The 14,681-nt window shown below is 56.6% G+C and carries 14 protein-coding genes; 7 read left to right on the forward strand and 7 right to left on the reverse strand.

Annotation, left to right across the window (positions count from 1 at the left end):
• The first annotated feature begins 419 nt into the window (after window positions 1–419).
• Window positions 420–1,673 (forward strand): hypothetical protein, encoded by a 1,254-nt coding sequence (locus M2375_RS03825; RefSeq protein WP_259164062.1) that lies wholly within the window; start codon window positions 420–422, stop codon window positions 1,671–1,673.
• 583 nt (window positions 1,674–2,256) lie between these two features.
• Window positions 2,257–2,916, forward strand: a complete 660-nt coding sequence (locus M2375_RS03835) for a nucleotidyltransferase domain-containing protein (RefSeq protein WP_259164063.1) — start codon at window positions 2,257–2,259, stop codon at window positions 2,914–2,916.
• A gap of 582 nt (window positions 2,917–3,498) precedes the next feature.
• On the opposite strand, the gene M2375_RS03840 is transcribed toward M2375_RS03835, so the two are convergent.
• Window positions 3,499–3,939 (reverse strand): hypothetical protein, encoded by a 441-nt coding sequence (locus tag M2375_RS03840; RefSeq protein ID WP_259164064.1) that lies wholly within the window; start codon window positions 3,937–3,939, stop codon window positions 3,499–3,501.
• 536 nt (window positions 3,940–4,475) lie between these two features.
• The gene (locus M2375_RS03845) at window positions 4,476–5,480 is read right to left on the reverse strand and encodes a tripartite tricarboxylate transporter substrate binding protein (protein WP_259164065.1); all 1,005 of its coding nucleotides are present in this window, start codon (window positions 5,478–5,480) and stop codon (window positions 4,476–4,478) included.
• Window positions 5,481–5,873: 393 nt separating this feature from the next.
• Between M2375_RS03845 and M2375_RS03850 the strand changes: the two genes are divergently transcribed.
• The 5 genes from M2375_RS03850 to M2375_RS03870 all read left to right on the forward strand — a co-directional run bounded on the left by M2375_RS03850 (window position 5,874) and on the right by M2375_RS03870 (window position 11,096).
• Complete coding sequence (locus tag M2375_RS03850; protein ID WP_259164069.1) at window positions 5,874–7,205, forward strand: four-carbon acid sugar kinase family protein; 1,332 nt, start codon at window positions 5,874–5,876, stop codon at window positions 7,203–7,205.
• A complete protein-coding gene (pdxA, locus tag M2375_RS03855; protein ID WP_259164071.1) occupies window positions 7,202–8,200 on the forward strand; it encodes a 4-hydroxythreonine-4-phosphate dehydrogenase PdxA in 999 nt (332 codons plus the stop codon). Before M2375_RS03850 ends, pdxA begins: the two co-directional genes overlap by 4 nt.
• 22 nt (window positions 8,201–8,222) lie before the next feature.
• A complete protein-coding gene (locus tag M2375_RS03860) occupies window positions 8,223–9,359 on the forward strand; it encodes an iron-containing alcohol dehydrogenase (protein WP_259164073.1) in 1,137 nt (378 codons plus the stop codon).
• 9 nt (window positions 9,360–9,368) lie between these two features.
• Window positions 9,369–10,265: a dihydrodipicolinate synthase family protein gene (locus tag M2375_RS03865; RefSeq protein ID WP_259164074.1), complete on the forward strand. Its 897-nt coding sequence runs from the start codon at window positions 9,369–9,371 to the stop codon at window positions 10,263–10,265.
• Between the two features lie 66 nt (window positions 10,266–10,331).
• On the forward strand, window positions 10,332–11,096 hold the full coding sequence (locus tag M2375_RS03870; RefSeq protein WP_259164075.1) for a DeoR/GlpR family DNA-binding transcription regulator: 765 nt from the start codon (window positions 10,332–10,334) through the stop codon (window positions 11,094–11,096).
• A 26-nt stretch (window positions 11,097–11,122) separates the two neighbouring features.
• Here M2375_RS03870 and M2375_RS03875 read toward each other — a convergent pair whose 3' ends face one another.
• The 5 genes from M2375_RS03875 to M2375_RS03895 all read right to left on the reverse strand — a co-directional run bounded on the left by M2375_RS03875 (window position 11,123) and on the right by M2375_RS03895 (window position 14,179).
• A complete protein-coding gene (locus M2375_RS03875) occupies window positions 11,123–11,554 on the reverse strand; it encodes a zinc-binding dehydrogenase (RefSeq protein WP_259164076.1) in 432 nt (143 codons plus the stop codon).
• Between the two features lie 12 nt (window positions 11,555–11,566).
• Window positions 11,567–11,941 carry an alcohol dehydrogenase catalytic domain-containing protein gene (locus tag M2375_RS03880; RefSeq protein WP_259164078.1) on the reverse strand — a complete coding sequence of 125 codons (375 nt, stop codon included), beginning with the start codon at window positions 11,939–11,941 and terminating at the stop codon, window positions 11,567–11,569.
• 497 nt (window positions 11,942–12,438) lie between these two features.
• Window positions 12,439–12,879, reverse strand: coding sequence for a hypothetical protein (locus tag M2375_RS03885; protein ID WP_259164080.1), 441 nt, complete (start codon window positions 12,877–12,879; stop codon window positions 12,439–12,441).
• Window positions 12,876–13,730: a M35 family metallo-endopeptidase gene (locus M2375_RS03890; RefSeq protein WP_259164081.1), complete on the reverse strand. Its 855-nt coding sequence runs from the start codon at window positions 13,728–13,730 to the stop codon at window positions 12,876–12,878. The genes M2375_RS03885 and M2375_RS03890 overlap by 4 nt, the downstream gene beginning before the upstream one ends.
• A gap of 188 nt (window positions 13,731–13,918) precedes the next feature.
• Window positions 13,919–14,179, reverse strand: coding sequence for a hypothetical protein (locus M2375_RS03895; protein WP_259164082.1), 261 nt, complete (start codon window positions 14,177–14,179; stop codon window positions 13,919–13,921).
• Window positions 14,180–14,681: the final 502 nt, after the last annotated feature.

A 14,681-nucleotide genomic window follows, 5' to 3' on the forward strand; every position in this document is an offset into this window, starting at 1 on the left:
GGTATAAATGGTGTGGCAGCAATATCGGTAAGTAGCATTCACGAAAAGCTTCGCTTGCACTGGAGCGGCCTGCAAGATACGGTTTGTTAGGATTTTGCGTGTTGGATGGTTAACGGTTATTAAATACAGGAGCTTAGAAAATCAATCGATATTATTCAATGATGCAGCGCTCAGAGGGTGAAATTAATAGGTATGACTGGTGTGTTGATGCGATGATAAAAAAGCATGTACAGCCTATTGAGTAGGCGCTGCACCTACGTAGTGCAGAATAGAAGCTAGACAAAACTAAGTCAATTATATTAGCATTCAAATCCCTCCCAATATCAAATTTGGAATATTAATAAATTATCATCTGCATGATATTGCCAATATCTATGGGATTCAGAAAATCTCAGCATGTGAAAAAGCAATAGAATTCAATGAGCAGAAAGGAGAAGCAGTATGCGCTAATTCACGACATCAAATCTCAAGCAATCAAATCAAATATAGTGTATTTATACAGATCTAGTAATTCAATAAAGCTAAAGGCTTTTGTAAAATTCAAAATGTCATTCTCAAATAGAGAGATTATGAAATTAATTCCAGTAAATTTATTTAATGGTCTTCGTGTCAATATAAAAGGTACACTTGCCGTAATTGCAACTCTTTTTATCAGCTCGAACGCACCGGCTGAAACTACATATGTGTATGTTGGTCAACCATTTACATCCGTTCGCGAAGCTAATCGAGAGGAGGTTATTAATAGTTCTTACGACTCTATGCGCATTACAAAGGTGCCCGCTCCATATACTTCATCCATGCGCGTGATAGGACGATTCACCACCAGCAGTCCGCTTCCATCAAATTTGCTGTCATTTACAGATATCGGCCCTGACGGATTAAATTTGATTAAAGACTGGAGTTTTTCTGATGGGCTAATAAACTACACCTCCAGCAACAGTACTCTTACTGCTCGGCTGGAGCTTGCTGGGCCAAATATCACTGGTTCAACGGTTATAACCGATGGCCTCGGAAATATTGCCTCGAGCATATTTTGGCCTATCTCTCAAACCCGACCCTTCAAAGTAGGCGAGCGCATGGATGCGCTATTGATACTTTCAACTCCGGAAAATCCCGTGAATGATTCAGGAGAATACATCATGGCTAACGGAGTCTGCAAAGCAGATAGCCCTGGAGTAGACGATCGCTGTATTAGCGATTTCTCGCCAGAGATATCATTTCTTAATTTATCCCCAGCTAATTGGTCCACCATTGATATAAACAACAACTCAGGAGAAGCAGTCTCTGGAGTCGCATCTTCAGCGATTTCAAACATTGCTGCTAACAATAGCATTAATGGGGCGAAAGCCAAAATTGGCATAGGTGGCAATGCGGAAGTGTCAATGGAAGGTTTATGGCCCAAAGGCTTCTCACTAGATGAAATTACCGGTGCGGTACTGGTATCGGCGTCCACTAAGGCGGGAGAATATGAATTAGGCTATAAAATCTGTGATAGAAGTTCTCCAATTGCATGCGCATCATCAACAGCCAACGTAACCGTAAAGCCGGCCCCTTTCGCTGCCACTGTCGCCCCAACACCCGTACCTAGTCTAAGCCAGTGGGGGGTCATCATGATAACCATCATACTGGGAATTTTCGGATGTGGATGGATGCATAAACGCAAGGGTAATTGAAATATACGTAATTTCATCTTGAATTCAATTTAATTTAATTTAATAGAAAAACAAAAAATCATATAGATAAATTACAGTCCATTCTAGTATTAAATACAACACGCTTGGACGTTTTAGGCATTATTTGGTTCCCGTATTGTCCGAAAACATCGCATATATTGTCACCATGTATATGCAAGCTGCTGACACTCATTCGCAAGCCATTCATAACTTACAGCGCCTTTTATTCAGATGGATATCAACATGCTATTTTTATGTTGATTTTCAAATGGAAGAAGTGCAGAAGCGTAAAAGACCGCTCTCGTACCGCTCATCAGTTACAAACGCAGCTCACGCCTGCGCAAGAGATTGCGGTGGTAAATCTTCGCAGTGCCCTGCTGCCCCTGCTCGATGACTTGCTAGGGACGCTCTGCAAAACCCTCGCCAAGCGGGATGGACGCAGATCGGGATGAGGCGCAAGGCGTCTTTTGCAGTCAATAGCGAGCTATTGACAAGGAAGACAACGCGGCGGATCGCCCGAGACCGCGTTCAGACTGTGAATTCAACCGATCGACGCAATCGCTCGAATTCAGGAGAAACACGCATGCGTGAGCAAACGTTGGTCGCAAAAATCGGCGTCGAGTTAAACGGCTATATCTGCATGATTCCGACAGGTCCCAATCAGTCGACCTTTCTTGCGGTGGTTGATGACCTTCGCAGCATGCTCTGTTGCCCCCTTGGGCAGCGAGTCGACAGCGCCTATCTTTATGGGAGTGTGGCGCGCAGCGAAGCGGTACTGGGGCGCTCGGATCTGGACGTAGTACTAGTGCTTTCTGGCAAACCCGTCTTGCAAGACGACATAGACATTGATGCCGCACGGAAGGCGCTGGAGACCCGCCATTCTGAGGTCTTGAAGGTCGACTTCGACGCCGTAAACGGAGACTTCTACGAAGTGCTGGGCGGGTACGCGCGGCGCATCAGTACGGAGTCCGACTCGGCCGTTATCGCCCGCCTAGCAAGAGAGGCCTCCAGAAAGCGGATTCGTGCGACCAACGTGCTTCGGCCCGACGTATCCAGCTCTTGGCCGCAATCACTGGAAGACCACCCTGCCTTGTTTATAGACGCATATCCGCAGATGGAACAGGAGACAGCGTTTTTCCGTTTGTTCGCTGCGTCATCACAGAGCGGACGGCCGCAGGTAGTTGCCGCTGACTTCGTTGAGCGCCTGCGGGCCTTCTCGGAATGGATGCGGCAAGAGCTTTGACGAGGCGTCATCGCCAACCGTCGGCTTTCCGCACAGCTGGACTTGCGCTTGGCGTCGGTAGCGCCTATTCACGCACGGCGATAGCGGACATCTAGCAGAGTCACTTGGACTGCCTGATGGTCAGCATCAACTGCTGCCCTGAAAGCCGTTACAGGGTCGACTCGAACATCGGTGCGCGGATGACGGCTATGCGGTTGTGATCGAACTCGCGCGATGAGACCATGGGTGGCAGCAACCGCTGTGCAGCAGACATTGCTATCAAAGGTGTGAATCACAGCAGCGGGTCGATAGCACCATTTCAGATTTCTTGAAGGCGGTCCTTCGGTCAGGATCCAGTTCAGAAGCCTGCTTTCGGTTGTAGAGCAGACGTGCAAAGCAGATTCACTGCGAAGACAGCTTTTGGTGGCTTGAGTCATTGAGTCTGTTAGGTTGACCGACTGCAATCAGCCTTGAACGGACATCGTTTTCTTGGAAGTCAGCTGCGCAGCGATTGCCGTCATTCATACAGCCAAGTCCTCCGACCACCTCATGACACTCCTAGTCCGCTCGAGCCTGCGACTAGGATCTCTGCGGGGCGCGCGCTCAAACCTTGGCGAGGAAGGCCGCCGCATCACCGGCTTCACACTTCCAGTCTGCGAAGACCCCAACCAGATTGCATTCCACGCAGTGGCAAGCGATGTAGTACCAGCGCACATCATGTGTGCCCTTGTACACGGAGACGCCGGACACCAGCTCGAACACCTCGTTCTCGCACACGCACACGTGCCCGTCGGGGTTGGCCTGTTCAATGTAGTCCGCGCTGTCGCCCATCAGGTGTTCCTGCCCGCAGTCGGTGCAGGTGCGGATTGCCACGCCGGCTTCTTCATCGGACTGCAGCGCAAAAGTCCGGCACTCGCAATCGCATTTGGACGAGGCAAACCGGACGGCCTCATGGCCATTCGCAACGCTGTAGCTGCGCAGCTCGGCTTGGGTGTCGCCAGACGTCGTCCCGTACATGAACTCGCCCTTTTTCGTCAGTGCCATTTGATGTTGTTCCATTCTTCAAGGTGGGCTTCCCGGCAGACCTGACGCCAGGCTGCCCCAATCCTCTGGATTTTGCCTGAATGCACGGTGACTCGTCGTCAACAGGGCGGGGTCGGGGTGGTCGCCGACAAGGGCTGCGGAAATCCTTGAATGCCGATTCTTGGAGATGGCAGCCACAGACCGTCAAGTTCAGCGGTTGATGGCCGCCGACATTCGATGTTGAAGCGCTTATGTCAGCGCTTAACCTGAAGCCATCGCTCACAAGTCCGTAGCGGATAACAGCTGCCGGCCGTAAGCCTCAGGTCGAGTGCAGATCGCGCACTTTCGGCCAGCTGCCTGGCAGCTGGCCCCAAGGCTTGGCTGCGCAGCTGTCCGGGGATGGACTGCGCATGCGCAGCTCGGGTAGATCAAGCCGCAGCGAAACCACCCACTTCACGCTGAGCATATGGGACAGCAGGCCCAACGGTGATGGATAGCCGCCCAGATGGCGCGGAGCCAGTCACGCAGACTGGCTCCGCGCACCTCCACGCCAAGAATCAATCAATCTTCAGCCCAATAGCGCTGATGACCGAGCCATAACGGTCCAGCTCGGCCTTGGTGAACTTGCCCAGGTCGTCGGGCGTGCTGGCTTTGCTGCGCACGCCGAGCTTGGTCAGGCGTTCTTTGGCATCGGCCTCGTTCAGGGCTTCTTGCAGCACCCGGTTCAGTTTGGCGACCACCTCAGGGCTGGTTTTGGCGGGGGCGTACAGGGCGTACCAGGCGTTCACCACAAAGTTGGGGTAGCCGCTTTCGGCAAAGGTGGGCACATTGGGCAGCTCGGGCAGGCGTTCGGTGCTGGCCACGGCCAGGGGGCGTACCTTGCCCGATGTGATCAGTGGCGTGGCACTGGTGAGGGTGTCGAAGATCATGTCGATGCGGCCACCCATCAGGTCCATGGTGTGCGCATTGCCGCCCTTGTAGGGGACATGGGTCATGTCCACGTTGGCTGCGCGCTTGAAGAGCTCCGCACTCAGGTGCAGTGGCGAGCCGTTGCCTGCGGAGCCATAGGTGAGCGTTGCGGGTTTCTTTTTGGCCTGCTCAACGATCTGCTTGACGTCCTTGAAAGGGGAGTCGGTGGCCACTTCGAGCACGATGGGGGCCTCGCCGATCATGCCGACGGGCGCAAAGTCCTTGATCGCGTCATAGCCGGGCTGGCGGTACAGGTGCGGGCTGATCGCATGGCTGGAGAGCGAGCCCAGCACCAAGGTGTAGCCGTCGGCCGGGGCCTTGGCCGCGAGCGCGGTGCCGATGGTGGTGCCTGCGCCGGCGCGGTTGTCAACGATGACGGACTGCTTGAGGATCTCCCCCATCTTCTGCCCCACGATGCGGCCCACGGCATCGTTGGCGCCGCCTGCCGGGTAGGGCACGATCAAGGTGATGGGTTTGCTGGGGAATGCAGCATCTGCCGCCTGGCCCGCCAGCGGGGCGAGGCCCAGCAGCAGGCTGCTGGCAAGGAGTAGGCGGCGCCGTGCGAGGGCAGGGGATGGTCGGGAAGCGAACATGTATGTCTCCTGAATGGCTGTTTGTTGGTATGGATGCATAGGCGCTCGACGCAGCAGGGCGCAAGCGCTGTGGGTCGTTATTTGATCAAAACAATCAAAATTGATAATTTTTTGAACGACTCGATCAGAACTCTTTTTATAAAAGTCTCCAATCAGGACTTTCCCCAGGATGGTGCAGGCAGCCTGCTGCAGATTTGTGGCCGGGGAATCGATGAAGACATGCGCTTGCTGCACGAGTTTGGACAGGGTTTATCGTTATAAACGATCAATTCGATCATTATTTCTAGCATATAAACAGGGTTAACCCTTGTTTTTTATAAATTGGAATGAATTATGATTGAATCAATCAATTTATAGGCGCAGCTCTGTGACTGAGTCGCCCGAAAGCCCTGCATGCGTCCCCGTTCTCTCCCGCCTTACCTTGTCATCGCTGACGACCTCTCCGGCGCAGCCGACTGTGCTGCGGGCTTTGCGAGCGCCGGTCTTTCCACCAGCGTGGTGCTGGACGCGCAGGCCAGTGGCAGTGCCCGGCGCGATGTGGATGTGCTCACCGTCGACACCAACAGCCGGCGCGATACGGCAGAGGTGGCCGCTGCCAAGCTGCAGGCGCTGCTGGCAGCGCCGACGTCCCATGGTCGCCGGGTGCTCAAGAAAATCGATTCCACCTTGCGGGGCGGCTGGGCGCAGGAAGTCGCGGTGCTACAAGCTGCGCTGAATGCGATTGCGCTGGTAGCGCCTGCGTTTCCGCAGATGGGCCGCACCATGCAGGGTGGCGTTGTGCATGTGCATGGTGTGCGCCTGGCCGATACCGATACCTGGCGGCTGGAGCATGCGGGCCAAGATGACCGAGCGGAGCAGCAATTGCAGGCAGTCGGACTCCGTTGTGAAAACCTGCCGGCCAGCGTGCTCGATGCGGGCGCAGAGGCTGTCGCACTCACCATTGCCCAAGCGCAAGATCGCGGCGTGCAGGCGCTGGTCTTTGATGTGCTCCATGACGGCCATCTGCAGACGCTGGCCCAGGCCAGCTTGCAAATTGACCAGGCATTTTGCGTCTGCTCTGCGGGGCTGTCCCATGCGCTGGCGCAGCGGGTGCGGCAGTCGCCAGCACCAGTTGCAGCTTTTGACTTGCCCCAGGCTGCAGGGCGCTTGCCCAGCGTAGTCACCGTTGTCGGCAGCATGTCCGCCATCGCGCATCAGCAGCTCGCGTATTTGGCAGAGCAGCCACGGACCCGGCTGCATGGGATTGCGCCCGCTTGGTTGCGCAGCGATGAACAGACGCCTGAGCGCCAGGCCCTGCAGCAAACGGTGTGCCGCGAGGTGGCGCAGGGCCTGGATGTCGTTATCAGCCTGGGCGTGGACGCGCATCCAGACCCGGCCGAGGGGCCCATGCTGGCGCGGCAGCTGGCGCGCTTTCTGCGCGAGCCCCTGGCAGCCGCCGCAGGGCTGGTCATCACCGGTGGTGAGACGGCCCGGGCCGTGCTCGAAGAGCTCCAACTGCGCAGCCTGCGTGTGCATTCAGAAAGCGAGCCCGGCGTGGTGCTGTGCATTAGCGACGCTCATGAAGCCTGCCACCCCGCCCAGCGGCAGTGGATTGCCACCAAGGCCGGCGCCTTTGGCCATGCCGCATCGCTGCACCGCGCAAGCGCCGCAATCCATTCATTGCTGGCAGCCGCAGACAGCGGCCTCAGCACCGACCTACTCCCTACAGAAAGCAAGCAAAGATGAGCAACACTCTGCCCGTCATCGGAATCACCATGGGAGACGCAGCAGGCGTGGGCCCGGAAATCATTGTCAAGAGCTTTGCCAACGACAGCCTGTACCAGATGGCGCAAGCCATGGTGGTGGGAGATGCAAGGCGGCTGGAACAAGCCAATGCGCTGCTGGGCACCGGTGTGCGCGTGCGGGCGATTGCCGATATCGCGGAAGCCAAGTTTGAGCGCGGTGTGATTGACTGCATTGATCTGCAGCTGATTCCGGAGGATTTGCCGTTTGGCAAGCTCTCGCCGGTTGCCGGAGACGCCGCATTCCGCTTTATCGAGCGCGCGGTGGAGCTGGCCAAGGCCAGGCAGATCGATGCCATCTGCACCGCGCCGCTGAACAAGGAAGCGCTGCATGCAGGCGGCCACAAGTTCCCGGGCCACACAGAGATGCTGGCACACCTCACGGGGGTGGAGGAGGTGTCGATGATGCTGGTGGCGCCCAACCTGCGGGTGATCCATGTGACCACGCACATCGGCTTGCTCGACGCCATCCGCAAGATCGAGCCCGGCCTGGTCGAGCGCACCATCCAGCGCGGCTACGACACTTTGCGCAAGGCGAATATCGCCAACCCGCGCATAGCGGTATGCGGCATCAACCCGCATGCCGGCGAGAACGGCCTGTTCGGCTATGGCGAGGAAGAGGAGAAGATCATCCCCGCTGTCCTCAAACTGCGCGACAAGGGCATGGACATTGAAGGCCCGCTGCCGGCGGACACGCTGTTCTTCCGTGCCGGGCGCGGTGATTTTGACCTGGTGGTTGCCATGTACCACGACCAGGGCCATGGCCCCGTCAAGGTGCTGGGCCTGGAGGCGGGCGTGAACATTACCGTGGGCCTGGATGTGATCCGTACCTCGGTCGACCACGGCACCGCGTTTGACATTGCGGGCAAGGGCATCGCCGATGAGCGCAGCCTGCTGGAAGCGCTGCGCCAGGGCGCAGAGCTGGCTACCCGCCGCTAAAAAAGCCAAGGAGACAAAAAACATGCACATCCATAGCACCGTTCTGAGCGGCCATAGAGTCCTGGACGACATCGCGTATCTGGTCAGCGGCAAGCACAAGCTGCTGTTTGTCAGCGACAAGAACATCATCGGCATCGCCGGCGTGCAGGCGCTGCTGCACCAGCTGCGGCGCGCGGCCACCGAGGTGCTGGTGATCGACGATGTGCCGCCGGAGCCATCGGATGCCGATGTGGAGGGCATCCTGCAAGCGCGCGATCTTCGTGGCGTGGACTTTGTCGTCGGGGTGGGCGGCGGCAGCGTGCTGGATGTGGCCAAGCTGCTCTCGGCGCTGGCGCATCCGCAATCGCCCACGCTTGCAGCGCTGCTGGGCGGCAGCAAGGTCACGCACCGGGTCAAGGCGCTGATGGTGCCGACAACGGCAGGCACCGGCTCGGAGGCCACGCCCAATGCCATCTTGGCCATCCCCGCGCGGGAAACCAAGCAAGGCATCATCTCGCCCGTACTGCTGCCCGACTATGTGGCGCTGGTGCCTGAGCTGACGGTGACCATGCCGCAGAAGATTGCGGCCTCCACCGGTGTGGATGCGCTTTGCCACCTGATCGAGTGCTTTACCGCCAGCATTGCCAACCCGGTCGCCGACAACTACGCGGTCATCGGCATGAAAAAGCTGTTCGAGAGCCTTGAGCAGTCGGTGGCCGAGCCGGACAACCTCGAAGCCAAGCTCAACATGCTTTGGGCCTCGTACTACGGCGGCGCCTGCATAGCGCATGCGGGCACGCACCTGGTGCATGCCATGTCCTACCCGCTGGGCGGCAAGTACCACATTCCGCATGGCGTCGCCAATGCCATCTTGCTCGCGCCATGCTTTGAATGGCTGCGCCCGCTGTGCGTCGCCAAGCTGGCGCGCGCTTATGAGCTGGTGCCCGGTGCCGATCTGGCGCTGGACGACGAAGCCAAATCCCATGCGCTGGTCGCCTACTTTGCGGAGCTGGTCCAACGCCTGCGTCTGCCGGCCAGCCTGCAAGAACTGGGCATTGGCCGCGACCACCTGCCTGAGCTGGTGAAGGCCGCGCTTGATGTGCAGCGCCTCATCAAGAACGTGCCGGGGCCCGTCACGGGCGCCGATATCGAAAAGGTCTACCTGAAGCTGTTTAACTGAGACAACCCCATGGCAAACAAGCAAAAACTCCAAGGCATCCTGACGGCCATCATCACCCCCATGGACGCGCAGGACCGGTTTGCAGAGGCGCCGTTCCGCGAGCAGATCGATCGCCAGGTGAACGCGGGCAACGGCATCTTTTGTGGCGGCACGAATGGCGAATTCTTTGCGCTGACCGAGGGCGAGAAGCGCCGCGTGGCCGAGGTAGCGATGGAGCAAGTCGCTGGGCGCGCCAGCGTGGTGGGCCATGTGGGCGAAGTGTCCACCGCCGAATGCATTCGCGCAGGCCGCGACATCGCCCGCCTGGGTGTGGATGCGGTGGCCGCCATCACGCCCTGGTTTGTGCCGCTGTCGCAAGATGAGCTGCACTGGCATTTCAGCGCCATTGCCGATGCGCTGGAGGTGCCCGTCTACCTCTACAACATTCCCGCGCGCACCGGCAACACCATCGCACCCGAGACCGCCAAGCGCCTGGCCGCGCACCCCAATATCGCCGGCATCAAGGACAGCGCGGGCAGCCATGAAAGCCTCAGCGGCTTTTTGAAAGTGGCGAAGGAGGTGCCGGATTTTGTGGTGTTCAATGGGCCGGACAGCTTGATCCACCAAGGCTTTGTCGAAGGCTGCGTCGGCGCAGTATCGGGCCTGGCCAATGCCGCGCCGCGTGAGATCAATGCCATCTGGACGCGCTTTGCAGCCGGCGACATCGAGGGTTCGCGCCAGCAGCAAGAGACCGTCACCAGCCTGCGCGAGACGCTCTACAAGGTCTGCTTTGCGCCGGCGGCCGTCAAGCGCGCGGTGCAGCTGCTGGGCTACAACGTGGGCAACAGCAAATACCCCGTGCGCATCAGCGCCGAGCAGGAGGCGCAGATGCGCGACATCCTGGCAGCCCACGGTATTTCGGGTTGAGGGATCGCTGACTCGGTTAAGCTCCTACCCGTTATCGCTATTGCGCTGTAGCCAGCCACGCATCCCATGAAGGTCACCAACCGCAGAGCGTCTATTCTCCAGGCCGTGCATTCGGGCATGACCGATGTGGCTGCGCTGTGCGCGCGGTTTGACATCTCCGAAGCCACCGTGCGCCGTGACCTGCAGGCGCTGCAGCAAGATGGCCGCCTGCTGCGCGTGTACGGCGGCGCCGTGGCTGCACCCATCCGCCATGAGCCCGAGGAATCGCTGGAGCTGCGCAAGGTGCACGACGGCGAAGGCAAGGCGGCCATTGCCCGCCAGGCCTTGCGCTTTATCGAGCCGGGCGACACCATCTTTATCGACGGCGGCACCACCACCGATGCGCTGGCCCGCCACCTGCCCAAGGACGATTCGCTGCGCATCATCACCAACAGCCTGCTGGCGCTCAACACGCTGAGCGCACGCGACCTGCGCGTGACCCTGCTCGGTGGCGACCTGCGCCCCGGCAGCATGAGCGTTTACGGCCCGCTGGCCGACATGGCGCTCGAACGCCTCACCTTTGACAAGGTGTTCTCCAGCGCCGACGGCATCGACGCGGAATTCGGGGTGTGCGAAGGCTCGATCGAGCAGGCCTGGTTCAAGGAAAAGCTGTTCCGCCGCACGCGCGAGGTCTACATGCTCGCCACCGCCGAGAAGCTGGGCCGCAAATCACAGATGAACTGGTCGCCCATCCACCGCCCCTGGACCCTGATCACCGACGCAGCACCCGGTAGCCACGCAGTGCAGGCATTTGGCAACCATCCGTTTGTGACGGTGGTGCCGGTCACCTGAACGCGTAGCTTTCTAAGAAGTGCCGTTCAAGGCTTGAGCAACACCTTGCGCTTGCGGCCCGATTGCAGGCTGGCCGTTGCGGCTTGGGCAGCATCGCCCAGGTCGTAGATGGCCTCGGTCGGCAGCTTCAGCTCCGCACCCAGAACGCGCTGGATCAGCTCGCCGATCAGGTGCCGTTTTTCTTGGGCGGGCATCGCCTCACTCAGCTTGCTGCCCCAAAAGCCTTTGACGATGGCCTGTTTGAAGATCATGGCGCCTGAATCAATTTGCATCGGCTCGCCCGCCATGGTGCCAAACGCCACCAGGGTGCCGCCTTGGCCCAGCAGGGCCAGCAGCGCGGCACTGGCAGCGCCACTAATCGAATCGACCGCAGCATAGGCACCGCTGGCGCCCAGCAGCGCGCTGGTGTGGTGCTGCCAGTCTGCTTGCGCGGTGGACAAGACGTTAGCAATACCCAAGTCCGCCAGCTCCTACACCGCCTCATCGCGGCGCAACAGGTTGAGCGCGTGCAAGCCACGCGCACCGGCCAGCATGGCCAGCGTTTTGCCCACGGCGCCGTTGGCGGTGTTCTGCGCAATCCATTGCCCCGGCTTGATGTTGAGAAGCTCCAGCAGCATCAAGGCGCTGAGCGGCATGGCGATGAGCTGGGCGACGACCTCGTCGGGAATCGCATCGGGCACGGGCGCCAGGAAGTACTCGGCCCAGGTGCCGTGGACGCCGGCGGCCGCGACGCGCTGGCCGCTGCTGGCGCTGTCAACGTCCGGCCCCACGGCCTCCACCACGCCAATGGCCTCGCTGCCGCCAATCGCTGGCGGCGTGGGCTTGTAACCATAGCGGCCGCGCACGGTCCAGAGGTCATGGTTGAGGTTGGGGTCAGCAAGGTTTTGATACGGACCTCGCCTGTTGCCGGTTGGGGGATGGGCTGGTCGCCCAAGCCCAGCACCTCGGCGGGTTCGCCAAAGCTGGTGTGGATCGCACTGCGCATGGTTGCGAAAGCGTGGTAACTCCAGTTTCCCAGACCTGTCCGCTTGAATAACTTATTGAGACGTCACACCTAGGCACCCTCTGCAAAACTCCCTGCCGTGGTCTGAACGCGGTCTCGGGCGATCCGCTGCGTTGTCTTCCTTGTCAATAGCTACTGACCACAGGGAATACCTCAAGAGAGGATGTAAGCCATTCTTGAGGTATTTTGGTTTGGTACTCGATAAGATATTTTCCCATTTCATAAAAAATATTAATGACACTCGCCTAGCTGCATGCGAAAGCTGATGCTGCTGGAAAAACAAAAAACACTTATCAGTCGTGCAAGGATAATTAAAATTACGAATAGAATATATAATAATTACATTCTATCGCCGCCACCGCAGCAAGAGTCGGTTTCTGCGCACTTTGGTTGAATGCCAACATTAACAACATTCAAAAAATAAGATTGCGCTTCTTTTGCTGAATTTTCAAGCGGTGCGTCGCCATATTTAATCTCAATGGTGCCATTTCTCAATGGTTCTAGCAAGAAAAGAATGTTCTTTAAACGAGCATCAGATAGATTACGTGTTTTTTGATTATCTTTAAGTGAGTTGGTGTAAGCATAGGTATAGCTTATTCCAAGGCGATTCCGTCGATCAATGAACCACTCTACCAGTTCCCGTGCCTCTTTAGCCCCTAATTCTGCGCTGTTCGGACTGAATTTGACTGTATGCTGTAACCCTCCAAGGCTGCATGCAGAAGCAGCAAAGGCTAAACAGGATAAGCCAGTAATAAGTATTTTGAATATTTTTATTGTCATACATGCTCCACTTGATACGGCACCGTTATGTCCATCCCAAGAATGTAAGATGCCAAACTATCTGCATTCATTCTAGCTTTGGGCTGTTTGGCATGAGCTAACGCATTACCTGCTCCGTAATACGGATCTTTTGAGCCGGCTACATCATTGAAGTGAGTGACTTCGTGAATTAGTGATAGTAGTTGAGAGTCTTTGCCGTTGAACGTATTCGTTCCGTAGGTCATCCCTCTTTTGGGAATCTCAAAGAATATCATGTTTATTAGAATTCTGTGCCGCTTTGTATCTGCCGCACATACTGAAGCAACAACCCCTTCTTGCCCCAGTCCCTTTCCAGGCAAACATCCAGCATCTACATTGTTTTCAGCAGTGTCATAATCAAAGCTATCTGGCGTTAGTTCTCGTAAAACTCGAATGATAGAATCAATTCTTGGCAATAAATAATCGCGAATTTCTTGTTCTGAACTATTGAACCATTTCATTGTTCTTGCTTTAGCTTTTTCATCCCATCTCAGCAATTCAGCACGTCTATTCTGCGCATAGGTCACTGCCTCGTCGCGCAAGCCCATCATCATCTTGCCGAACTCTTCACTCTTCACATTGAAGCAAGTCAATGTGTCGTCAGACCATGGCTCCTCTACTGACTGCGAAACACTAGTCTGAGACTTCTTATAAGCAAGTGGTTGACGGCTGGGGGAAGGGAATTCACGCTCATCCGGGAGCTCACCGTTCCACGGGTTAGCAGGAGCCTGGTGTTTGAAAAAGCTATCACCTGATACTCCACTACCTGCAGTCAACCTTGCTATCTCATCTGGTCGTGTGCCAATTGGGCCTGGAATTTTAAAAAACACCATTTTCTCATCCCCTTCAGAAATTACAGATTTTTTGTCAATGCAGCATGCTTTGAAGCTGGGCTTTCATTTTTGTGGGTACCGATCGCCATTCTGGGGTGTCCACGCTCCACATCACTGCTGTTTGTTTCGCACCGAGAAGCGTGCGGATTTTCCCGTTCCAACCAGCGCTTTTGTAGATTGGATCAGCCTCACAGAATGTGACTTCTTGCCAGCCCACGAGGGGGCGGAGACTTGCCGGGTGGTATTCGAAAAATCGGATCGTGGCGGGTTCTGCCCCACGCAGGTCGCTCTAGCACCTTGCTTGCCAGGTCTTCAATCACGTTTGTGGTGGGGATCTGTATGCGTGCACTTTGCTCAAAAATCACAACTTGCTGCTCGTCAATCTCTGCAATTGGGTAGCGGTAGAAGCTGGCTTTGTTGGTGAGCCCCATGTGTTTCATTGTTTTCATCAATGTACTAGCGAAAGCAAATAGCAATTTCGGTTGCATTGTACGACCTAGTCTGACGATTGGCGAACCTCTCACGATCTCGAATTTCTCGTGCAAGATGAGTGAAGGTGAGTCGGCTGCTTAAGCCGCGCACGTTGAAGCCACACAGAGCATTTTGACCAGTTTGACGCTCAATCTCCTGCTTGCAGACGCACTTGGTTCTTTGAGGGTCGGGTCTTGAAGAAGGGACGCACGCATTCATCCAAGAAGGGGGCTAGACGCTTGGATATGTAGCAAGCAGCCATCATCGTCATGGTCGCCGTTGCTCGGGCCTGTCCGATCAAGCGTACGAACTTGCCTTCATGTGGAAAATGCCTGCGCACACCTGCTCGATCTTGGCCTATCTCTTGGAAATTCGCTGTTGGCGTCTTTCCTGGCATTCACTCAGCGGCTTGCCCTTGTGTGCCCTGCGTTGAATACCAAATTTAAAGCCTACTGCCGCAATCATTTTCTGGCGCTGCGC

The organism is Comamonas sp. BIGb0152 (genome assembly GCF_024809975.1).
In the GTDB taxonomy this organism is placed as follows: domain Bacteria; phylum Pseudomonadota; class Gammaproteobacteria; order Burkholderiales; family Burkholderiaceae_C; genus Comamonas.